The organism is Actinosynnema sp. NPDC050801, from assembly GCF_040673975.1.
Classification (GTDB): Bacteria; Actinomycetota; Actinomycetes; order Mycobacteriales; family Pseudonocardiaceae; genus Actinosynnema.
Map to the genome: position 1 here is coordinate 661630 of NZ_JBFAQZ010000002.1, position 22024 is coordinate 683653.

Sequence of the window (22024 nt, forward strand, 5' to 3'; positions counted from 1 at the left end):
TGGACTGTCCGAACTGGTGCTCGATTATGTCCGCAGGCCCTGGAGCACTATCTTTCCCCTCGAAGCGGCGCGCGTGCCAGTGCCGATCACGCCCCCGACCCGGCCTCCCGGTCGGCTCACCGGAGTCACGCCGGGATCGCCCGGTCGGGCGAGGACGCGGCGCCTTGCGGGCACTGGGAGTCACACGGAGGAGACGGAGCGCGGCATGCACCGACGGGCTCTGCTGGGGCGTGAGGCGGAGCGCCGCGCCCTGGCTGCCCTGGTCGAGCAGACCGCCTCCGGGTCGGGCGGCGCGGTGGTCGTCCTCGGCGCCCCCGGGATCGGCAAGTCGGCGCTGGTCGCCGAGGCGGCCACGCGGGCCGCGGACCGCGGGACCCGGGTGATCACGGCGGTGGGGGTGGAGTCGGAGGAGGACCTGCCCTGCGCCGGCCTGCACCAGCTGGTCCACCAGCTGCGAGACGGGATCGACGACCTGCCCGGACCGCAACGTGCCGCGCTGCGCGCGGCCGTCGGCCTTGTCGACGAGGCCGTGCCCGACCTCTACCTCGTCGGCCTGGCCGCGCTGACCCTGCTGTCGGACGCGGCCGTGAGGGCACCGCTGCTGGTGGTCGTCGAGGACGCCCACTGGATGGACCGGGCCAGCCTCGACGTGCTCGGGTTCGTCGCGCGTCGGATCGAGTCCGACCCCCTCGCCCTGGTCGTCGTCACCCGCGGCCTCGACGACCGGCTCCGAGGCGCCGGGCTGCCCGTGCTGCACCTGGACCCGCTGGCGGACGACGTGTCCGGCGAGCTGCTGGACGCGGTGGCACCCGGCCTGGGTCAGCAGGTCAGGCGGCGACTGCTGGAGGAGGCGGCCGGGAACCCGCTGGCGCTGACCGAGCTGCCGGTCGCGCTGCGGTCGGTCGGTGGGGCGTACGCGCTCACACCGGGTCCGCTGCCGCTGACCGAACGGCTGGAGCGGACGTTCACGGCCCGGGTCTCCCGCCTTCCGGTCGACACGCGGGCGGTCCTGCTCCTCGCGGCCCTCAACGGTGACGGGACGATGGACGAGTGCCTCGCCGCCGCGGCCCGGATGCTCGGGACGGCGGTCGACGTCGCCGCCGTCGAGCCGGCGGTCGACTCGGGCCTGGTCGAGCCCTGGGGGATGGTCTTCCGGCACCCGCTCGTCCGCTCGGCGATGCACCACGCCGCGACCGCCGCGGAACGACAGGCCGCGCACGCCGCACTCGCCGCCGAGCTCCAGGGGCAGCCCGACCGGCAGGCGTGGCACCGGGCCGCCGCCACCGCCGGTCCCGACGAGCACGCGGCGCGCGACCTGGACTCCACCGCCGGCAGGGCCCTGCGACGGGGTGGTGTCGCCGCGGCCCTGGCCGCGCTGCGGCGAGCGGCGGAACTGTCCGCGGACCCGTCCGCCCGCGCGGACCGGCTGCTGCGCGCGGCCGAGCTCGCCCTGGAGTCGGGCCAGTGCGACGCCGCGGCGCACCTGCTGGCCCAAGCGCGCTCGCTGGACCTCTCGGTCCGGGACCAGGGCCGTGCGGCCTGGGTCGGCATCGCGCTGATCGAGGGGGCGGCGCAGGGCGAGGGCACCGCGACCGCCGAGCTGGCGGAGCTGGCCGTGGCGATCGCCGCCGGCGGCGAGCCCGGGTTGGGGCTGCGGATGCTGTGGGGTGCGGTCCTGCACTGCTTCTGGGGGGAGCCGGGGCCGGCCGCCCGCCGCCGGGTGGCCGCCGCGGCGGACCGGATGCCCGTGGACGCGGACAACGCCGACCTGGTGGCTTTGCGGGCGTACTGCGCGCCGGTCGAGTGCGGGCACGTCGTCTTCGAGTCCCTGGCCGATCAGCTGGAGCGCTCGTCCGAGGACGCCGAGGGGGACCAGCTCCTGGGTGGTGCCGCGGTGACAGTGGGTGCTCCCGCCCTGGCGGGCCGGCTGACCGCGAGGTCGTTGGACGCCCTGCGGGCGCAGGGCCGTCTGTCGATGCTGGCCCGCGCCCTCTGCGTCCAGGCGGGCAGCGCCGCACGGCTCGGTGACGTGCGCGCCGGTCACCTCGCCGCCGAGGAGGCCGCCGAGCTGGCCCGCGAGACCGGTCAGCCTCTCGTGCACGCGATGGTGCACGCCATCCGCGCACAGCTCGCCGCCGTGTCCGGCGACCCGCGGGCGGAGGCGTGGGCAGCGGAGGCGGAGCGCACAGCCCTCCCCGGCGGCGCGCGCCCGGCGCTGGCCATCGTGCAGATGGCCCGCGGTCAGGCCGCCCTGTGCGAGGGGCGCTACGGCGACGCCTTCGGGCACCTGCACCGCGTCTTCGACCCGGCCGACCCCGCCTTCCACCCCTGGCTGCGCTTCTACGGGGTCGCCGAGCTGGTCGAGGCGGCCGTGCGCAGCGAGTCCACGGAGGCGGCACGGGACGTCCTGGAAGAGCTGACCCCGATCGGCGAGCTGACCCCGTCCCCCGCCCTGCTCTGCGGGCTGCGGCTCGCCCACGCCCTGCTCAGCCCGCCGGACGCCGCCGAAACGCGCTACCGGGCGGCCCTCGACGCCGTTCCCGTGGACTGGCCGTTCGAACGGGCGCGGGTGCAGCTCGCCCTGGGTGCGTGGCTGCGGCGGCACCGGCGGCCCGCGGAGTCCCGCGTCGTCCTGCAGGCCGCGCGCGAGGTCTTCGACGCGCTCGGCGCGTCAGCCTGGGCGGAGCGGGCACGCCAAGAGCTGCGCGCCGCCGGCGCGTCCTCCCCCCGCCAGGACCCGGCCGCCGTCGACCGGCTCACGTCGACCGAGCTGCACGTCGCCCAGCTCGCCGCGCAGGGGCTGACGAACCGGGAGATCGGCGAGCGGCTCTACGTCTCGCCCAGGACGGTGAGCACCCACCTCCAGCGGATGTTCCCCAAGCTGGGCGTGACGGCGCGCGGCGAGCTCGCGGCGGTGCTGCGCAGCACGATGACGTACGCCGAAGACGTCGGCTGACGGACGCGACCGATACCGCTCGCTCCCTAGGTTCGTGCCATGCCCGGTCCGCACGCGGCGGACGGGAGGGAAGGCACACCATGGGAACCATCACCGTCGGCACCGAGGGCTCGACCGACATCGAGCTCTACTACGAGGACCACGGCGCCGGCCAACCGGTCGTCCTGATCCACGGCTACCCGCTGGACGGGCAGTCGTGGGAGAAGCAGACCGACGCGCTGGTCAAGGCCGGGTACCGGGTCGTCACCTACGACCGCCGGGGCTTCGGCCGGTCGAGCAAGACCATGACGGGCTACGACTACGACACCTTCGCCGGCGACCTGGACCAGGTCCTGACCCGGCTGGACCTGCGTGACGTCGTCCTCGTCGGCTTCTCGATGGGCTCGGGCGAGGTCGCCCGCTACCTGGGCACCTACGGCTCCGAGCGGGTGGCGAAGGCGGCGTTCCTCGGCGCGCTCCAGCCGTTCCTGCTGCAGGCGGAGGACAACCCCGCGGGCGTGCCGCAGTCGGTGTTCGACGGCATCGCCGAACAGGCCGAGGCCGACCGCTACGCCTGGTACGACAACTTCTTCGTCGACTTCTTCAACACCGATGAGACCCTCGGTTCCCGTCTCAGCGAGGCCGCGCTCCGGGCGAACTGGGCCACCGCCATCAGCTCGGCGCCGGTGGCGGCGTACGCGTGCGTCCCGGCGTGGCTGACGGACTTCCGGGCCGACGTGGAGCGCATCGACGTGCCGTCGCTGATCCTGCACGGCACCGCCGACCGCATCCTGCCGATCGACGCCACCGCCCGCGAGTTCCGCCGCCGCCTGCCCGACGCGCGCTACGTCGAGATCGACGGTGCTCCGCACGGCCTCCTGCTCACCCACGCGGCCGAGGTCAACGCCGCCCTGATCGCCTTCCTCGCAGGCTGAGAACCGGACATGCACACGCTCACGCACCGCGTCACCACACGCACCACCGCTCTGCTGGCCGTGCTCGTCGCCGCCGCGGGGCTCGCCCTGTTCGGCACGTCGAACGCGGTGGCCGTCAACCCGGCTGGCGCCCACCCGGCTGGCGCCCACCCGGCAGCCGGGCAGAAGCCCACGATCGTCCTCGTCCACGGCGCCTTCGCCGACGGCGGCAGCTGGAACCCCGTCATCGAACGGCTCCACCGGCGCGGCTTCACCGCCGTCGCCGTGGCCAACCCCCTGCGCGGGGTTCACTCCGACGCCGCCGCCCTCGACGCGCGTCTCGCCGGCATCGACGGGCCCGTGGTGCTCGTCGGTCACTCCTACGGCGGTGCCGTCATCACCAACGTGAAGGCACGGTCCCCGCAGGTGAAGGCGCTGGTGTACGTCGCCGCCTTCGCCCCGGCCGAGGGCGAGGCCGCAGCCCGGCTCGCCGGGCAGTACCCCGGTAGCACCCTGGGCGAGACGCTGGCACCGGTCCTGCTGCCCGACGGCTCGAAGGACCTCCACATCAAGCCCTCGCTCTTCCGGCAGCAATTCGCAGCCGACGTCCCGGCGCGACAGGCTGCCCTCATGGCGAGCACCCAGCGCCCCATCCGGGACGTCGCCCTGGACGAGGCGTCCGGCGAACCCGCCTGGTCGGGCATCCCCTCGTGGTTCCTGCTGGCCGGTGCGGACAAGAACATCCCCCTGCGGGCCCAGAAGTTCATGGCCGACCGGGCCGGCTCACGCGCCACCGTGACCGTCGAGAGGGCATCGCACGCCGTGGCGGTCTCGCGCCCGGACACGGTCGTCGAGCTGATCGTCCGCGCCGCGGGCTGATTTCTCGCCCGGCTTGCGTGAACTTCCAGGTCGCGCAAGCCGGGCTGGCTGCCTGGCTGTGCGCTGTGGGGCGCGCTGAGCGCGTCCCCGGTCCGGAACAGGACGAAGCGGCGATGTTCCAGACCCCCGCCCGGACCCGCCGAGCCGAACGGAACCGGCGGCGTCCCGCCACCCGTGAATTCCGGCGACATCGGCGGACGTCACCGCCAGGATGGCCGGTGTGGAAGAGGTCGAGGTCGTCGTCGCTCACCGCCAACGCGCGACGCTGCGCGTCGGCGACGTGTTCCTGAAGGTCGACGGCGACCCGGCGCACGCCGACGTCGAGGTGCGGGCGATGGCCATGGCGCCGGTACCGACCCCGGCGGTCCTCTGGCACGAGCCGCCCGTGCTCGCGATCGCCGCCGTGCCCGGCAAGGCGCTGGGCGTGCTCGGCGAACCGTCGGCCGCGTCGCCGGCGGCGTGGGCCTCGGCGGGTGCCGCCATCCGGAGGCTGCACGATGCGCCGTTGCCGCCGTGGCCGGGTCCGAGGCTCGACGACGTGGCGGCGGAGCTCGACAGCGAGTGCGCGTGGCTGCTCGCCAATGCCGTCCTGCCCGCCGAGGTGGTCCGGCGCAACCGCGAGATCGCCGAGGCGGCGCTCCGGCCGTGGGAACCGGTGTTCATCCACGGGGACCTGCAGATCACCCACGTGTTCGTCGACGGCGCCGAGGTCACCGGCGTCATCGACTGGTCCGAGGCCGCTCCCGGTGACGCCATGTTCGACCTCGCCACCTTGACGCTCGGGCACGAGGAACGCCTGGACGACCTGCTCGCCGGTTACGGCGCAGGCGCCGACCGTGACGTGATCCGCGCCTGGTGGTCACTGCGCAGCCTGGTGGCGTCGCGCTGGCTGATCGAGCACGGCTTCGACCCGGACGCGCCGGGGTGCGAGTTCGACGTGCTCAGATCCCGGATGCACGAACCCTAGGTGGCCGGGGGAGTGTCACGTGGCCTGCTGCCGGTCGAGGGCCGCGGCCGCGCCGTCGACGAGCGTCCGCGGGCCGTGTTCCAAGGCGTCGTCGTTCTCAGGCGTCGTCGGTGCCGCCTTCGCGGATCGCGACGTGCGGCGTACTGGCACGCGACGCCACTACCACCGCGGTCGCTGGTCCAGCGCTCCGCGGTGCAGGCGGGTCGCTTCGTCCTTGGACAGGCGGGTGGTGGCGCCGCAGAACGTGCACTGCATCGTGTACTTCGTCTTGACCGGGAACAACGGGATGAAGAAGAGCGTGAACTTCGTGACCGCTCTGTGCAGCGGGTGCGCCGCCTGGTTCCCGCACCTGGCGCACAGCCACGTCAGCACCGCCAGGACGAAGACCTTGGTCCGGAACCCGAAGATCACCACTTCGCTGCGCACTCCCGTCAGCTCATCCGACCCGCCCGGCCGCAGGTTTCCCCGCCGCCCGTTTCCCACACCATTGTGCCGTTCGTTCCGCCATCAGGTTGATCAGCGGACGAGAACGGCCACCTGACCCAAGCCGGAAGTCATCCCCGCCTGGTTGCCCGACGGCACGCCCGCGTTGATCGAACGGGTCGGCTGCGGTCTGCACGCGATCCGCGAGAACCGCACCGAGACCGTGCTGGAGGCCCAGGGCGACCGGGAGCGGGCCGCGCGGCTGACCCCCGACGGGCACTTGGTCTGCGTGGGTCAGTACGGCGGCGTGTCGGTGCGCCGCATCGGCGACGCGACGTACGCCCGGAAGGTGGGGACCGGCCCCGGCGCGACGCCCTCCCTCGGCGGGCCGGCCGCCATCAGCGAGGACGGGCGGTACGCGGCCTGGGTCGACCGGGACGAAGGCGACGTCGTGCGGATGATCGTGGCGGACACGCAGGAGGAGGAGATCGTGTCCGTGCCGGGCACCTCGTTCATCGGCCGCATCCGCGACGACGGTGCACTGGTCGTGATCGACGTCGACGCGGGCACGACCGTCGGTGAGCTGCGGCTGCCGATCACCCGAGCCCCGAGCGCCGTCGCACCCTGGCAGGCCACCGGGATCACGGGTGTCGCCGCCACCGGCGAGCTGCTGACGGCGACACCGGAGAACACCGTGTCGCGGTGGGCGATGAACGAGGCGGCGTGGCTCGACCTGGCCTGCCGATCCGCCGCCCGTGACCTGACCGCCGAGGAGTGGCGCCAGGTGACCGACTACGACCTGCCCGCCGACCTCCGCTGCCGGCGTTGATCCCCGGCGGCTGACGAAACGGACGTACGCGTTCCCGGGCACCGGCGGTATCCGAAACCCGCCCCGGATCGACCACACCATAAGAGACGCCGAATGTCCGGCGTTGCGCATCACGCACCCGCCGTATTCGGGTGGCCGTCCTCATGCGATGGTCGCACGCCGGCAGCTTGACGGTTTCCTCAAGGCCGCCCTATGGTACGACCGGTAAGCGCTTTCCAAGAACGCCGCGACACCGCTTCCCCAGACCGTCGGCCCTGGTCGTGGCGATGTCGGCTGCCGTGTCGCCTGTCGTCCTTTCGAAGGAAGGTCGAATTCCGTGTCGAACGAGGTCGAATAAGGGATCGAACACTTCGACACGAGTAACCCCCATCCGCAACGGCACCGCGGTGGGCCCTGTTCGTGAGCGTCGAAGAGAGGGAATGCCCGTGCTCTCAAAAGCAAGAAGGCTGAAAGTCATCGTGCTCGCCGTTGCGCTGGCGGTCGCCCCGTCGGTGTCCGGCGTGACGAGCCAGGCGTCGGCCGACACCACGGCGCAGCTGAACGCCTCGCAGATCGTGGCTGACATGGGTGCCGGCTGGAACCTGGGCAACCAGCTGGAAGCCAACATCGACGGGTACCCCGGCGAAACGGCGTGGGGTCAGCCGACCATCACGCAGGCCCTCGTCGACAGCGTGCGGGCGGCGGGGTTCAAGACGATCCGGATACCGGTCTCCTACTTGCGCAACATCGGACCCGGGCCGGACTACACGGTCAACTCCGCCTGGCTGAACAGGATCCAGCAAGTCGTCGACTACGCCTACAACCGGGGCATGTACGTCCTGATCAACATGCACGGCGACGGCTACAAGACCGTCGCGCATTCCTGGTTGATCTGCGACTCCTCGTCCCAGACGACGATCAGGGCCAAGTACCAGAAGGTCTGGCAGCAGATCGCCACCAGGTTCCAGAACTACGACCAGCGGCTGATCCTGGAATCGATGAACGAGAACTTCGACGGGCAGTTCGGCCGCCCGACCCAGCCGTGCTACTCGAACATCAACAGCTACAACCAGATCTTCGTCGACACCGTGCGGAGGGCCGGCGGGAACAACGGCTCGCGGTGGCTGCTCGTTCCCGGTTGGAACACCAACATCGAGTACACCGCGGGCAACTACGGTTTCGTGCTCCCGACGGACCAGTACCGGTCACCCTCCATCCCCGCCAACGAGCGGCGGATCATGATCTCCGTGCACTACTACGACCCGTGGGACTTCGCGGGCGAGGAGAGCGGCACCATCACCCAGTGGGGGCGGGCGGCGACCAACCCGTCCAAGCGGTCGAGCTGGGGCCAGGAAGACCACCTGGACGCGCAGATGAAGAAGATGCACGACAGGTTCGTCGTGAACGGGTACCCGGTGGTCGTCGGCGAGTACGGCGCGATCGACAAGTCGTCGTCGGACTCGTCGAACAACCGGTATCGCGCGGACTACGTGCGTGCCGTCGTGGCCACCGCCAAGAAGTACGGAGCGGCCACCGTCTACTGGGACAACGGCCACACCGGGCAGTACGGGTTCGGGCTGATCGACCGGCGTTCCCGTGCGGTGACCCAGCAGGGCCTGGTCAACGCCATCATGAGCGGCCTCGGCACCAGCCCGGACCCGAGCCAGCCGACGGCAGGCACTTACAAGATCAGGAACTCGGCCACGGGCACCTACCTCGACTCGGACGGCAACGGCGCGGTCGTCCTGGCCGCCGCGAGCACCTACGACGACCAGGACTGGGTCCTCGCCCGGACCACGTCCGGCGCGTGGACGGTCCGCAACGCCCGGACGGGGCGGTTCAACCTGGCCGCCGCCGCCGGCAACACCGTCGTCTGGAACACCGGTGGTGTCGGCGCCGACGCGCTCTGGACCCTGGAGCCGGTCACCTCCGGAGGATTCCGCCTCAATAACCAGAACACCGGCAGCGACTACCTGTACGCGGCCTCGGCCGGCCAGGTGCGGTGGAACACCGGCTCCACCGACACCACCACGGTCTGGACCTTCGTACCCAAGTAGCCGCGACAGCCCCACCGCCATCAGCGACTCCATCGGACGGGCCACGGCACAGACCGGCTTGCCGGTGGGGGACTGCGACGGACGGACGAACCGACAGGGGCCCATCAACCCTGATCACGAGGAGGAACAGTGCGGACACTCGTCAGATCGTTGGTCGCCGTCGCGGCCTTGGTCGCCGGGGTGGTGTCGTCGACCGGACCCGCGGTCGCGGAATCGAACGGCGGGGTGCGGGTCATGCCGTTGGGTGATTCGATCACCGACGGGTTCAACGTCCCCGGTGGCTACCGGATCGGGCTGTGGCAGCGGTTGGGGTCGGGCAACTACCGGGTCGACTTCGTCGGTTCGCAGTTCAACGGTCCGGCCTCGCTCGGGGACCACGACCACCAGGGTCACTCGGGCTGGCGCATCGACCAGATCGACGCGAACGTCGTCAACTGGCTCAGGAACACGACCCCGCGCACGGTCCTGCTGCACATCGGCACCAACGACGTCATCCAGAACCGCGACCTCCCGAACGCGCCGGCCCGCCTGTCGGCGCTCGTCGACCGCATCACCGCGACGGTGCCGAACGCCGACGTGTTCGTCGCGACGATCACCCCGCTGTCCGACTCCGCGCGCGAGTCCGCCGTCCGGACCTTCAACGCCGCGATCCCCGGCATGGTCCAGAGCAAGGTCAACGCGGGCAAGCGGGTGCGCCTGGTGGACATGCACTCCGCGCTGACCACGGCCGACCTGGCCGACGGCATCCACCCGACGGCCACCGGCTACGACAAGATGGCCGCCAGGTGGTACTCGGCGCTGCGGTCCGTCCCCGGAGCGATCGGCGACCCGGTCGTTCCGTCCGGTCGGCAGATCGTCGGTGCGGCGTCGGGCCGGTGCGTGGACGTGCCGAACGGGAACACCACGAACGGCACGCAGGTCCAGCTGTGGGATTGCAACGGCCAGTCGACCCAGTCGTGGACCCACACGGCCGGCAAGCAGTTGATGTCCGGCGGGAAGTGCCTCGACGCGTCCGGCAAGGGCACGACCAACGACACGAAGGTGGTCATCTGGGACTGCAACGGCCAGACCAACCAGCAGTGGAACGTGAACTCGAACGGCACCATCACCGGTGTCCAGTCGAACCTGTGCCTGGACGCCTCCGGCCGCGCAACGGCCAACGGCACCAAGCTGATCCTCTGGTCGTGCAGTGGCCAGGCGAACCAGCAGTGGGCCCTGCGCTGACCGTGTACCGCACCTCGGGTCGGTGGATGGCCGGTGCGTCGGCTGACGGTGTACGTAGACAGCCATGAAAACGCTTACTACGTACAGCTGTGGATCGGGCAAGCCGGTCCGAGCAACCAAGTCCAACGGCCACAGGGATTGCGGCTGGAAGGACTGTTGACAGGGATAGGCGATCCTCTAAGCTGGGTTCGCCGGGTGTAAACGTTTTAACTTCCGGAAGGATCGATACCCCGGTCGTCCGCGTCGGGCCGGGGTATCGCCTGGGAGGCCGTTCCGGTCGGCAGGCTCCGCGCTGCGGTTCGCTGTGTCCCGCTGCCCGGGTTGTCGTCGGCTGCGCGGAACGGCCCCCCGAACCGCAATCGTCAACGCGGATAACGTGAACGCCGCGCAGAGCGCATCCCCGACGGTGGTCGAGCGCTCGGTTCAAGACCCGGTCGACCCGCCGCAGGTCGTCCGACACCCACTCGTCCCCGTCCTCAGGAGTGCTCATGATGCTCGTCCACCGGCGCGGTGCGAGCCGGCGAGCCCTGTCGCTCGTCGCCGCGATCATCGTCGCCCTGTCCGTGATCGCGGTGGGCCAGGACCGGGCGGACGCCGCGCCCGGGCCGTCGTTCACCAATCCCGTCGTGCCGGCGCCCAACAGTGCCGACCCGACGCTGGTGCAGCACAACGGCCAGTACTACTACGTGGCCACCACGTGGACCTCCGACATCCTGATGCGGCAGTCCTCCACCATCGCCGGGCTGCGCAGCGCGCCGGAGCGGCGGATCTTCCGCGCCGCGCAGAACGAGGGCTGCTGCACGATGTGGGCGCCGCACCTGGAGCAGATCGACAACCGCTGGTACATCTACTACTCGGTCGAACCGCGGGCCGGGTACGGGTCGCGCCGCACGCACGTGCTGGAGAGCGCGGCGAACGACCCGGCGGGCCCGTACACCTACCGGGGTGTGCTCGACCTGATGCCGAACAACGGCTGGGCCATCGACGGCGCTGTGCTCAAGCTCAACGGCGCCCTGTACTTCCACTACTCGGCGTTCCACGCCGACGGCCTCCAGTCGCTCTACATCGCGCCGATGAGCAGCCCGACCGCGGTCTCCGCCCGCGGCACCCGCATCTCGGCCCCGACGCTGGCGTGGGAGCGGCAGGGTCAGCCGGTCAACGAGGGGTCGTTCGCGTTGCAGCGGGGTGGCCGCACGTTCCTGACCTACTCGGCCAGCTACTGCGGCACCGCCGACTACAAGTTGGGCATGCTGGAGTACCGCGGCGGCGACCCGCTCGCGGCGTCGTCCTGGTCCAAGTTCGCCAACCCGATCTTCCAACGCCACAACGGCAACGGCGTCTACGGTCCCGGTCACCACTCGTTCTTCACCTCACCGGACGGCACGGAGACGTGGATCGCCTACCACGCCAACTCCTCGGCCTCCCAGGGCTGCGGCACCACCCGCACCACCCGCGTGCAGAAGATCTCCTGGAACGCCGACGGCACACCGAACCTCGGCGTCCCGGTGTCCACCTCCACGGTCCTCGCGGGCCCTTCGGGTGAGACCGGCGGGTCCGGCACCCGCGTGCGCATCCGCAACCAGCACAGCAAGCTCTGCCTGGACGACTACAACTTCGTCACCACGCCGGGGGCGGAAGTGCGGCAGTGGACGTGCAACGGGGAGCCGGTGCAGGACTGGTCCCTCACGCCCACCGACAACGGCTACTACCGGATCACCAACGGCCACAGCGGCCTGTGCCTGGACAACAAGGACGGGGCCACCGCGGCAGGTGCGGTCGTGCAGCAGTGGACCTGCGACGGCTCGGCCGAGCAGCAGTGGCGGCTGACCACCACCAACGGCACCACGACCGTGGTCAACCGGCACAGCAACCTCTGCCTCGACAACTACGGCTGGGGCACCGAACCCGGCTCCGAGGTCCGGCAGTGGACCTGCACGGGCGCGGCCAACCAGCAGTGGGTGGTCGGCTGACCGTCGCGGGCCGTTCGCCGGGCCGCCACCGCCTCGGCGGTCGTCGCCCTGAGTGCCGTGCTCGTGGCTGCGTCGGCAGGGTGGACGCGCACCCGGATGGCCTCCGGCGGTACGACGCCGCCGGCCTCCGCTCGTCGGAACGCGGTGACGGTTCCGAAAGTTGCTGTCATGATGACAAAACTTTCGACTCCGCCGCCGGGTCACCGATGATCAACGGAGGACGCATGAGGAAGTCACTTGAGGCCTTGCTGGCCATGGTTCCTGTGGTGGCCGCCTTGGTGGTGGCGCCGAACGCCGCCGCGACCGCCCAAGCCGCCGCGAGCACCCCTGCGAGCACCACGGCCGCCACTCTGAAGGACGCCGCGTCGATCAGCGGGCGCTTGTTCGGTGCCGCGGCCGCGGCGAACCTGCTCCGCGACGCGGAGTACGTCGCCACGCTGAACCGGGAGTTCAACCAGCTCACGCCCGAGAACGAGATGAAGTGGGACTTCATCGAGCCGAACCGCGGGCTGTTCAACTACGCCGCCGCGGACCGCCTCGTCAGCCACGCCGAGAGCCAGGGCATGACGGTGCGCGGCCACGCGCTGGTCTGGCACAGCCAACTGCCGGCGTGGGTGCAGAACATGAACTCGCCCGGCCAACTGCTGACCGCCGTGCACAACCACATCTCCAACGTCGCGAGCCACTTCAGCGGCCGCGTCGCCTACTGGAACGTGGCCAACGAGGCGTTCGACGACACCAGTCGGGCCGCACGGCGCAACTCGGTGTTCCAGCGACTGCTCGGCGACGCTTGGATCGAGGAGGCGTTCCGCGCCACCAGGGCGGCCGATCCGACCGCGAAGCTCTGCTACAGCGACTACTTCATCGAGGGGCAGAACCCGAAGTCCGACGCCGTCTACGCCTTGGTGAAGGACTTCAAGTCGCGCGGCGTGCCGATCGACTGCGTCGGCTTCCAGGCGCACCTGACCAGCGGCGCCGTGCCGGCCGACATGCGGGCCAACCTCCAGCGCTTCGCCGACCTCGGCGTCGACGTGCACCTCACCGAACTGGACATCGCCGGCTCGGGCACCGCGCAGGCCGACTCGTACGCCCAGGTCGTCCGCTCCTGCCTCGCGGTGTCGCGCTGCACCGTGATCACATTGAGCGGCGTGACGGACAAGTTCTCGTGGCGTGTCAGCCAGACCCCGTTGCTGTTCGACCGCTACTACACCAAGAAGCCTGCCTACGACTCGGTGCTCTCGGTCCTGATCGGGGGCTGAACTCCCGGCGTCTCCTGTCGTGACGGGTCGGGCACGCGAACTCCGCGTGCCCGACCTGCCGGGCCCGGACGGCCCCGTCACCAACCCGCCCTGGCGGCGCTGACCCGCACGTGCCCGACCGGTCGGTGCGCGCCGACACCGGTGCTGCGGTCGCCACGTCGACGGCCCGATGGCCGGGACAACCCGGAGTCGGCGGAGGGTGCCATTCGGAATGGCGCGGGCACTCGTGGTCTGCGGATCGATGTCCGGCAATACCGGGGTGGTCGCGGACCGTCAACGCGGTCCACATCACGGTTGACACACTCGGCCCGGTTGCGGTCGACATCACCGTCGCGTCGTCCGAGAGCGCCATCGGCGGCGGCCTGCAGAATCGTCCGGCGAAACAGGCCGAGAAAAGAAAAATGGAAGATCGACGTTTAATCGGGATTCTTCGCAATGGGATGACAAGCGGCGGATCTCCTTGTCAACGTCTCCGGGGGCGCGCAAGGTTGCCGTGGGTCCGCGAACCTCTTCCGGTTCGGAGCAGTGACCCGACCTTTCGCGAACAGATGGAGACAAAGTCATGCGATCGACCACGCGCAACAGCACGGCGGTTCGAGTCCGACGTGCTCTGATCGGGCTGGGAACCGTGGCGGGATTCGCTCTGGTGGCCCCCGGTTCCGCCTACGCCGCCGACCCGGCCGGGTGCACCTGGTCCGGTGAGAACGTGACCTGCACGGCGGGCGTCCCGTCCGGTCAGGTCCTCGACGGCACGGCCAACGCCAACACCATCACGATCACCGGCGGCTCGGTCGCGGGCACGATCAGGGGGTTGGGGGGTAACGACACCATCGTCATCACCGGCACAACCGGGATCGGCGGGGCGACGGGTCCTCCCGGTGCGAACGGCACGGCGGGCACTCCGGCGGGGACCGCGGGTGGCAATGGCGGTGTCGGAACCTCCGGCGGCGTCGGTGTCGCCGGTACCGGCATCGTCGACGGTGGTGACGGCATCGACCGGATCACCGTCACCGGCGGTGTCGGCGGCAATGGCGGCGGTGGTGGCCCGGGTGGGACCGGGTTGAACAGTGGTGCGGGCGGAGCTGGTGGCAATGGCGGTGTCGGCGGTGTCGGTGGTGCCGCCAACGTCGGGTCCATCACCGGCGGTGTCGGCGCTGACACCGTCACCGTGACCGGTGGCAAGGGTGGCCTCGGTGGTGTCGGTGGGCTGGGCGGCAACGGTGGGGCCACGGCGGGCGGTGCGGGTGCCGGTGGTATCGGTGGCGCCGCGGGCGTCGGCGGTGTCGGCAACTCCGGGATCGTCAACGGCGGTACCACGGATTCCGGGGTCGACAACATCACCGCCAACGGCGGTGCGGGCGGTGCGGGTTCCGCCGGCGGTGTCGGCGGCTGTGGCAGCGGCGGCGGTGCCGGTGGCGTGGGTGGCGCCGGTGGCGCGGGCGGTATCGGCAACTCGGGGACCGTCAACGGCGGTGCCGGGGCGGACACCCTGAAGACGAAGGGCGGTCTCGGCGGTGCCGGTGGCCTCGGCGCCAAGGGCGGCAACGGCCTGAGCGCCACGCAGCCCGGTGGAGCGGGTGGCGTCGGCGGTGCCGGCGGTGCCGGTGGCGGCGGCAACTCCGGGAACGTCAACGGTGACGCCGACAACGACGTCATCACCAACACCGGCGGCAACGGCGGCAACGGCGGCGCCGGTGGCAACGGCGGCGTCGGGTGTGCCGGTCCCGGCGGCGCGGGCGGCCTGCCGGGCGCCTCGGGTGCGGCCGGAACGGGCAACGTCGGGACCGTCAACGGCGGCACCGGCGTGAACACCATCACCAACCCCAACGGCGTGGCCGGTCTGGTCGGCGCGAGTGGCGTGGCCGGTGACAACAACGGTGGCGTCTGCACCTGCTGATCGGTAGCGACGACCTCGTCACGCGGGTCGGTGCTCCTGGTGATCCCAGGAGCACCGACCCGTCGCGTGATCGCCTAGCGGACGGCTTCGAACACGGCCGTCCAGGTGGTGTGGAAGGTCATGGCCTGGCAGCGGATGTCGGTGTCGGCCTTGAGCTTCACCGCGTCGGTGAGCTTGAACGGGTAGTTCGCCTCGCTCACGGCCAGCGTGGGGAAGAGGGGGTCGGCGCCTGCGGTGGACAGTTCGATCTGGCCCTGGCAGTAGGCCGTGTCGACGCTGTTCCCGATCGTGTCGATGACGATCTCGCCCGCGGTGACGGACGCCAGTCTGGCCTTCACGTTGCTGTTCGGGTTGGTGAGGGTGAGGGTGACGAACGCGGTCTCGCCGGGCAGCAGGACGCCGGTCTGCGCGCCGGTGACGGTGACGGAGGTGAAGGCCTCGGTCGAGCCTCCGACCGGACCGGCGGTGCTGCTCTGGGCGAACGTGGCGACCGCGAAGCCGGTGACGCCCATCAACGTGCCGACGGCGGCGAGGACGATCACGGGCTTGATCTTCGAGGTGACTCGCATGGCGTTTCTCCTGAGGTCGAGCGGGAACCGCGCGGTGAGAACACCGCGAGGTGGGAGGGGGTGACGAACGAGCGGCGCGGTGCCCCGCTCGCGGTCGTCAGGGAGAGGTCGTCGGCACCGGTTCGCCGGTGCTCGTCGGCTCTTGGGCGGATGGGGTGCCAACCACCGAGGACACGGCCGTACTGGTCTCCACCGCGTCCGGCGCGGTGGTGACCGGCGGCTCCGGCACGGGTGGCGCCGTCGTCGGACCAGGCGTCGTCACCGGTGCCGCCGCAGTGGCGGGTGTCCACCAGCCGGTCGTGCCGTCGACCGACACCGACACCCCCGAGGTCTGGCCGAACCCGGCGGCGTTCGCCACGCCGATGACGAGCCCCATGCCTGCGAGGTGGACGGCGAGCACCGCGGCGATGGCCACGGCTCGCCGCAGGAGGGTGTTCTTCAGGTTTCGGTTTCCGAGGAATTTCGTCGTTCCGAGAACGGGCACGGTGGGCTCACAATTTCCCTCACCAGGCGCTCGGTGATCCACTGAGCGGGACGACTGGCTGTCAGGGCCTTCGCTGTCTATTTCGCGACCAGTCCTGCAAACGTTACTGCGGATGGCGGAAGGAATTCCAAGATCGCCGTCGAATCACATTTTAAATTCGTACACGTACGGGTGCCTTTCGTTATTGGTCAGACTTCGGTGGGCATACTCGGTACATGAGCCGGTTCTGTTCCGTCGACTTTGTTCCTGCGATCCGGCTGTTTTGCCGGACCTGCCGGGGCTCACCTTTGTTCGTGACAGGAGTCACTCCATGAACGTCCGACGTGTCGCAGCTTCGATCCTCACCGCCGGCGCCCTGGCCACGCTGGCCGTGGTACCGGCCGCCGCCGTGCCGGCCCAGAGCGGGGCATCGGTGAACCCGGTGTCGGCGGCCCTGCCGCCGGCCGGGTGCGCCACCGCCATCGCCGCGGCGGTCGACAGCGCCAACGCGGCCACCGCGGCCGCCGCCAACGTCGCCGACTCCGCCGCCGCGGCAGCCGCGGCCAAGGCGTTCGCGGAAGGCGTGCTCACCGGCACGCCCGCCGCCATCAACGCTGCGGCCGCCAACCTGGCCGCGTTCAGCGCCGCCGCCGCGACCGCCGCAGCGGCCAGCGCCGCCGCCTACGCCACCTCCGCGGGCGCGACCGTTACCGTCCTCGTCGCCTGCGCGCAGGCGTAGCCGTCCGGCAGGCTCGCGGGGGTCGTCGGGGCGCTTCACGTCGCCTCGACGGCCCCTGGAGACGTGCCCGATCGACGTGCGCCGGAAGTGACTCGGAGACGGTGACGAACGCCCATGGCGTCGCGAACCCGGTGGCGGCGTGGTGTCGAAGAGGTCCGAAGAGATAATCACGGTTCGCGGCCCGACCCCCTTGCCGCCAAAGACCCGTCATGCGTGAGCCGGCATGCGCCGCCGCTCGAACCACATGTAGGCGGTGTCGTTCCCGTCGTTGCCGTAAACGGTCTTGGCGGGGTTTGGCGCAGGTGCGGTCGATTATGTTTCCCGAGGCGTTGGCGGCGCGTGACGCTCCGGGGGACCACTGCGGCAGCACGGGGTCCGGCGCTGGTCGGAAGAGTCGAGCGCATACGGCCATTCGGGCGACTTCGGTGTCGATCAATCGGTCGAGGGTATAGGTTGATGGTTGTTACCCCGGACCTCGGTGACGCGATACCTACGTGTAGATCACGAAGGTGGATCGCCCACCGAGGTTTTTTGCGGGAAAGAACGGCGTCAATCGGCTTGAATCGTGCCGGCTCCTGTGTGCGCTTTGTGCATTTCTGGCACTGGCGCGTCGCGCAGGTCGCCCCGATCCTTTTCAGGAAATGAATTCCTCATGCGCCGTATCCGCACGATCGTTCAAGCACTGTTCGGTGCCACCGTCGTGGCCGGGGGCCTGATCGCCCTCACCCCGGCGGCGCAGGCCATCACCATCCCGGTGGCGTGCAGCGAGAACGCCCTGGTCGCCGCCGTGAACCTGGCCAACTCCACCCCGATCTCGGACACCCTCGTCCTGTCGGGTGGCTGCACCTACGGCATGACCACCGCCCACGGTGGCGCGTCGAACGCGCTGCCGGTGATCACCACCCCGATCGAGATGATCGGTCCGGCCACCGTCACCAACGCCTCGCCGCTGGGTCTGGGCCTGTTCCGGATCGCCGAGGTCGGCCCGACCGGCAGTCTGACGCTCAGCACCGGGGTCGCGTTCACCGGCGGTAACGTGGTCGGCCACGGCGGCGGCATCCTCAACCGCGGCGCGGTCACCCTCACCGGCAGCACCCTGACCGGCAACACCGCCTCCGGCAACGGCGGCGGCCTCGCCAACGCCGACACCCCGTCCGGCACCGCACCCGCCGCGACCTTCACCAGCAGCCCGATCTCCGGCAACACCACCCTGCTCGGCGACGGCGGCGGCATCTACAACGGCCTGCGCGGCACGTTGACGGTCACCGGTGTCACCGGCAGCCCGCTGTTCATCACCGGCAACAGCGCGGGTCGCGGTGGCGGCATCTCCGCGATCGCCTCCACCTCCACCACCATCACCCAGACCGCCGTGACCGACAACCACGCGCTCCTCACCCTGGGCAACTCCGGCGGCGTCTACCGCCAGGGCGGCACCATGACCACCAACAACGCTCCCATCACGGCCAACACCGCGAACAACTGCGTCGGCAGCACACCTGCGGTCCCCAACTGCACCGGCTGACCGCTCCCGGCGACACCACACCGGACGTTCCACCCATCTGAATCACCAAAACAAGGAGCACGGCATCATGGGAATCGTCATCATCGGCGGCCTGATCGACTCCGTCATCGGCATCGTCAACGGCACCGCGGCCGGCATCCTCGGCGCCGCCGGCGCCGTCCTCTTCCCCCTGCTCGGCCTCTGACCGCAACCCGATCGGCACGACCCCCGCCAAGCGACGACCGGCGGGGGTCGTGCCGATCAAGCACATCTTCCCGGCGGCGCCGTGACGATCACGGTCCTGCTCGCTCGCCGGCACCCGTCGCGGTGACGTGGTGTGGATCAGTGGACGGTGATGTTGCCGATGGCTTCGTCAGCCTGTCTTGCGGATGTCCTGCAACCCACCGGTCCGCACGTCACCGGCGAACAGTTCCGGCGTCGCGTCGGGTTCGCCGCCCGGGCGAAGCCGAACTCGGATCAGCACCACGGGGCGGAGGAGTCACTCCCGCCGTAGCCGGAGATCGAGAGCACGGAATTGGTGTAGAAGTTCGTCGGTTGCACCTTCACGACCGTGCCGTCCGGGATCGTCGCCAACGCCAGGAGCTTCACCGACGACTGGCTGATCCGGGTCGTCTGGACGAGCGCGGAGTCCGGCACCGCCTTGAACGTGTACGGACTGGGGTTGCGGCTCGTGCTGACCACCCACGAGCTGCCCGCGGGAATTCCGCCATCGGAGATGATGACGAACTTCTCGATGTTCCCGAACGGCCCGTCGCAGATGTGGCCCAGCACGGCGCCCTGGATGCCTACGTTCCCGGATTCCGCTTCGGGTGCCGCGGTTGCGATGCCGGATGTCGCCATCAGGCCGGCCGCGGTGAGCACACCGACGGCCAGGCGGCGAACGGTCGAGTTGTTTCTCATAACCCCTCAGCATTCCTGTGTGGATTTCTCTCGACACTATTCGCCACGACGTTCACCGCGTAGGGATCCGAACAACTCCGAACGCGACTCGTGCGGCGTTCGTCCCGGCCCACCGGAACGTTGCGTTCGGGTTCGTTCGGATCAGTGGTGCGGAGCCAGGTCGTTCCAGTGGAGGGGCCAAGGAAGTCCGACTCTTTGACCGAACATGCCCTGCCCGCGCGCACCGCGTGGATACAGTCCATCCGATTGTCGCTTCCGCGGATGGGTGCGTGAGGGGAGATCGCACGTGGGGGACGCGCTGGACCGGTCAGCCCGCACCGGGCCGGATGACCCGCCGACGCCTACCGGGGTGTCGACGCTGGACGAGCTGTGTGCTCGGCTGCGGGATCTGCGGCTGTGGGCCGGGAGCCCGTCGTTCACCCGCATCGTCCAGGACATCGCCGCCATCAGGGCCGCTCGCGGCCTGCCCGTGGCGGAGCGGCGTCCCGGCCGCGTCACCGTCTACGAGTGCTTCCGGCCGGGCCGCAGGCGCATCGACGTCGAGCTGCTCGTCGACATCGTCGCCGCACTCGGCGTGGACGAGGCCGGCCGGTCGCGGTGGCGCCGCGCCCATCGCGCGGCGTCCGCTCCGGGGCGGGCCGAGACCGGGCAGACCTGGCCGGAGACGCAGGCGCGCACGGTCGCCGCACTGGTCGCGGCCCTCGGTGACAGCGGCACGCACGGCGTGGTGAACCTGGTCGGGCCGGTCGGTTCCGGTAAGACGACGGCGCTCGCCGCACTGCCCGGTGACGTGACCCGGGTCGACCTCGCCGCCGGCGTCCCGGACGGAGCCCTGGACGCCGCGCTGGCCGACCCGCGTGGGTACGTCGTCGTCGACAACGCCGACTCACCGGCCGCGCTCGCCGCCGTGTGCTCCGCGCTGGGTCGCCGTGGCAGCACCCGGGTGGTGGTGGCCGGCCGCAGGCCGCTGTCCGGTTGGCCGCGCACGCCCAGCACGCTCCTGCCGCACATCGCGGTCGTGCCGGTACCGCCGTGGCAGGACCGGGAGGCGGACGAACTCGCCGCACGGAGCGGGGTGACCCGGGCGGAGCACCGAGCGGTGATCGTGGCCATGGCGGGCGGCATCCCGCTCCTCGTCGACCGGCTGTGCCGCGCGGTCCACCTCGGCGCCAGGACCGACGCGCCGGGAGCCCTGGCCGACCTGGCGGTCACCGAGGTGCTGGACAGGCTCGGCAGGGAAGGGCCCGCGCCATCGGCCCTGTCCACGCTCGCCCTGCTCGCCAGCTCCGGGCAGACCGACCACGAGCTGTTCCCGGCCGCCGACTTCGCCGCGCTCGCCGAGCTGAGCCTCGTGTACGCGGCCGAGGAGGGCCTCGACGTCCACGAGCCCTACCGGACGATGTTCGACCACGTGCACCGCCGGCGACGACCGCTGGGCCACCGCCGCTCGGTCGCGCGCGCACTGGTCCACCACCGCGAGGTCCTCGCCGGCAGCACGGACCTCGTGCAGCGCGCCCGTCGCACCGAGCAGTCCCTGTGGCTCACCGGCGACCCCACGATCCGGGACGCGCTGTTCCCGACCCGCAACGAGCCGATCGCGGTCCGCGCGTCCACCGACGCCGACACCGACGAAGTCATGCGGCTGCTGCACCGCTGGGCCCGCCGGGGTGAACTGGACGTGCGCAGCAGCGAGCGGGTGCTCAGCCCGATCGTCGCGGACAGGCCGGACGGCTTCCGCATCGCGACCGACCCGAACGGCGAGATCCTCGGCGCTATCACGGCCCTCCCGCTCGCGTCGCGCACCCACCACCTGGTCGAGCCGCTCCTGCAGGATCACGCCCCGGACGTCGCGAACGCGGGCGGGGTGTTCGTCGGCATGGCCATCGCCCGCGACAACCGCTCACAGGCCGCGCTCCTGCGCGACGTGCTGATGCGCGGCATCAGCTCGGGACAGGTGGTCGTCGCCACCCAGTGGCCCGCCTACCAGCGCCTGGTCCGCCGCCTGGACTTCACCTACCTGGGCGCGACGCAGGGGGACGTGTTCCGCTGCGGCAGGCCGGTCCAGGTCCACACGCTGCGCCTCGCACCCGCCGACCTCGCCCCGTGGGTGGCCCGCCTGACCGCCCGCGGCACGCCGGTCGGCGACCTCGGCGACCTCGCCCGGCTGACCCACCAGCTCGGCCGGGCCTACAAGCACTGGCACACCCCGGCGCTGTTGGCGGACAGCCCGCTGCTGTCCCACCCGTCGACCCCGACGGTCCGCCACCTCCGTGCCGCGCTGTCGACCGCAGCCCAGCGATTAGCTGGCGACCCGGACCCCGCCCGTGCCGCGGCAGGACAGGCGCTGCTGGACATCTACCTGTCCCGCAGGCCGGCCCTCCGCCACTACCTGGGCGCGCAACCACCGGCGCCCGGCGCGGCACTGCTCCGCCAAGCCCTCACCGCGGTGGCTCAGTCCTTCTGGCCGGCGGAGCGACGGAGCTGACCGACCACCGACG

Annotated in this window: 17 protein-coding genes; 13 read left to right on the top strand and 4 right to left on the bottom strand. The window is 71.0% G+C overall.

Annotated elements, in window-relative coordinates; genetic code table 11:
- Positions 1-205 precede the first annotated feature (205 nt).
- The 4 genes from AB0K14_RS07425 (at position 206) to AB0K14_RS07440 (ending at position 5695) form a co-directional block, all read left to right on the top strand.
- The gene (locus tag AB0K14_RS07425; RefSeq protein ID WP_360459115.1) at positions 206-2956 is read left to right on the top strand and encodes an AAA family ATPase; all 2751 of its coding nucleotides are present in this window, start codon (positions 206-208) and stop codon (positions 2954-2956) included.
- Positions 2957-3036: 80 nt separating this feature from the next.
- Positions 3037-3870, top strand: a complete 834-nt coding sequence (locus AB0K14_RS07430; protein WP_360459117.1) for an alpha/beta hydrolase — start codon at positions 3037-3039, stop codon at positions 3868-3870.
- 9 nt (positions 3871-3879) lie between these two features.
- Positions 3880-4728, top strand: coding sequence for an alpha/beta hydrolase (locus tag AB0K14_RS07435; protein ID WP_360459119.1), 849 nt, complete (start codon positions 3880-3882; stop codon positions 4726-4728).
- A gap of 220 nt (positions 4729-4948) precedes the next feature.
- A complete protein-coding gene (locus tag AB0K14_RS07440) occupies positions 4949-5695 on the top strand; it encodes an aminoglycoside phosphotransferase family protein (protein ID WP_360459121.1) in 747 nt (248 codons plus the stop codon).
- A 159-nt stretch (positions 5696-5854) separates the two neighbouring features.
- Here AB0K14_RS07440 and AB0K14_RS07445 read toward each other — a convergent pair whose 3' ends face one another.
- Positions 5855-6121, bottom strand: a complete 267-nt coding sequence (locus AB0K14_RS07445; RefSeq protein WP_360459123.1) for a zinc-ribbon domain-containing protein — start codon at positions 6119-6121, stop codon at positions 5855-5857.
- Between the two features lie 142 nt (positions 6122-6263).
- Between AB0K14_RS07445 and AB0K14_RS07450 the strand changes: the two genes are divergently transcribed.
- The 6 genes from AB0K14_RS07450 to AB0K14_RS07475 all read left to right on the top strand — a co-directional run bounded on the left by AB0K14_RS07450 (position 6264) and on the right by AB0K14_RS07475 (position 15333).
- Positions 6264-6947 (top strand): hypothetical protein, encoded by a 684-nt coding sequence (locus tag AB0K14_RS07450; RefSeq protein ID WP_360459125.1) that lies wholly within the window; start codon positions 6264-6266, stop codon positions 6945-6947.
- Between the two features lie 458 nt (positions 6948-7405).
- Positions 7406-8983: a cellulase family glycosylhydrolase gene (locus AB0K14_RS07455; protein ID WP_360459127.1), complete on the top strand. Its 1578-nt coding sequence runs from the start codon at positions 7406-7408 to the stop codon at positions 8981-8983.
- A 129-nt stretch (positions 8984-9112) separates the two neighbouring features.
- On the top strand, positions 9113-10207 hold the full coding sequence (locus tag AB0K14_RS07460) for a ricin-type beta-trefoil lectin domain protein (protein ID WP_360459129.1): 1095 nt from the start codon (positions 9113-9115) through the stop codon (positions 10205-10207).
- Positions 10208-10695: 488 nt separating this feature from the next.
- On the top strand, positions 10696-12177 hold the full coding sequence (locus tag AB0K14_RS07465; RefSeq protein WP_360459131.1) for a family 43 glycosylhydrolase: 1482 nt from the start codon (positions 10696-10698) through the stop codon (positions 12175-12177).
- A gap of 224 nt (positions 12178-12401) precedes the next feature.
- Complete coding sequence (locus tag AB0K14_RS07470; RefSeq protein ID WP_360459133.1) at positions 12402-13436, top strand: endo-1,4-beta-xylanase; 1035 nt, start codon at positions 12402-12404, stop codon at positions 13434-13436.
- Positions 13437-14064: 628 nt separating this feature from the next.
- On the top strand, positions 14065-15333 hold the full coding sequence (locus tag AB0K14_RS07475) for a hypothetical protein (protein WP_360459134.1): 1269 nt from the start codon (positions 14065-14067) through the stop codon (positions 15331-15333).
- A gap of 74 nt (positions 15334-15407) precedes the next feature.
- Here AB0K14_RS07475 and AB0K14_RS07480 read toward each other — a convergent pair whose 3' ends face one another.
- Together AB0K14_RS07480 and AB0K14_RS07485 are read right to left on the bottom strand one after the other, a co-directional pair.
- Positions 15408-15902, bottom strand: coding sequence for a hypothetical protein (locus AB0K14_RS07480; RefSeq protein ID WP_360459136.1), 495 nt, complete (start codon positions 15900-15902; stop codon positions 15408-15410).
- A 97-nt stretch (positions 15903-15999) separates the two neighbouring features.
- Positions 16000-16317 carry a hypothetical protein gene (locus AB0K14_RS07485; RefSeq protein WP_360459138.1) on the bottom strand — a complete coding sequence of 106 codons (318 nt, stop codon included), beginning with the start codon at positions 16315-16317 and terminating at the stop codon, positions 16000-16002.
- A gap of 379 nt (positions 16318-16696) precedes the next feature.
- On the opposite strand from AB0K14_RS07485, the gene AB0K14_RS07490 reads away from it, so the two are divergent.
- Positions 16697-17104 (top strand): hypothetical protein, encoded by a 408-nt coding sequence (locus tag AB0K14_RS07490; protein WP_360459140.1) that lies wholly within the window; start codon positions 16697-16699, stop codon positions 17102-17104.
- 652 nt (positions 17105-17756) lie between these two features.
- Positions 17757-18626: a hypothetical protein gene (locus AB0K14_RS07495; RefSeq protein ID WP_360459142.1), complete on the top strand. Its 870-nt coding sequence runs from the start codon at positions 17757-17759 to the stop codon at positions 18624-18626.
- A 456-nt stretch (positions 18627-19082) separates the two neighbouring features.
- On the opposite strand, the gene AB0K14_RS07500 is transcribed toward AB0K14_RS07495, so the two are convergent.
- Positions 19083-19526: a hypothetical protein gene (locus AB0K14_RS07500; protein ID WP_360459144.1), complete on the bottom strand. Its 444-nt coding sequence runs from the start codon at positions 19524-19526 to the stop codon at positions 19083-19085.
- Between the two features lie 286 nt (positions 19527-19812).
- Between AB0K14_RS07500 and AB0K14_RS07505 the strand changes: the two genes are divergently transcribed.
- Positions 19813-22011, top strand: a complete 2199-nt coding sequence (locus AB0K14_RS07505) for a hypothetical protein (protein WP_360459146.1) — start codon at positions 19813-19815, stop codon at positions 22009-22011.
- The last annotated feature ends 13 nt before the right edge of the window (positions 22012-22024 follow it).

Coding starts and splice junctions, on each gene's coding strand:
- AB0K14_RS07470 (WP_360459133.1), top strand. CDS start 12,402: ATGAGGAAGTCACTTGAGGCCTTGCTGGCCATGGTTCCTGTGGTGGCC.
- AB0K14_RS07465 (WP_360459131.1), top strand. CDS start 10,696: ATGATGCTCGTCCACCGGCGCGGTGCGAGCCGGCGAGCCCTGTCGCTC.
- AB0K14_RS07435 (WP_360459119.1), top strand. CDS start 3,880: ATGCACACGCTCACGCACCGCGTCACCACACGCACCACCGCTCTGCTG.
- AB0K14_RS07500 (WP_360459144.1), bottom strand. CDS start 19,526: ATGAGAAACAACTCGACCGTTCGCCGCCTGGCCGTCGGTGTGCTCACC.
- AB0K14_RS07490 (WP_360459140.1), top strand. CDS start 16,697: ATGAACGTCCGACGTGTCGCAGCTTCGATCCTCACCGCCGGCGCCCTG.
- AB0K14_RS07480 (WP_360459136.1), bottom strand. CDS start 15,902: ATGCGAGTCACCTCGAAGATCAAGCCCGTGATCGTCCTCGCCGCCGTC.
- AB0K14_RS07430 (WP_360459117.1), top strand. CDS start 3,037: ATGGGAACCATCACCGTCGGCACCGAGGGCTCGACCGACATCGAGCTC.
- AB0K14_RS07495 (WP_360459142.1), top strand. CDS start 17,757: ATGCGCCGTATCCGCACGATCGTTCAAGCACTGTTCGGTGCCACCGTC.
- AB0K14_RS07425 (WP_360459115.1), top strand. CDS start 206: ATGCACCGACGGGCTCTGCTGGGGCGTGAGGCGGAGCGCCGCGCCCTG.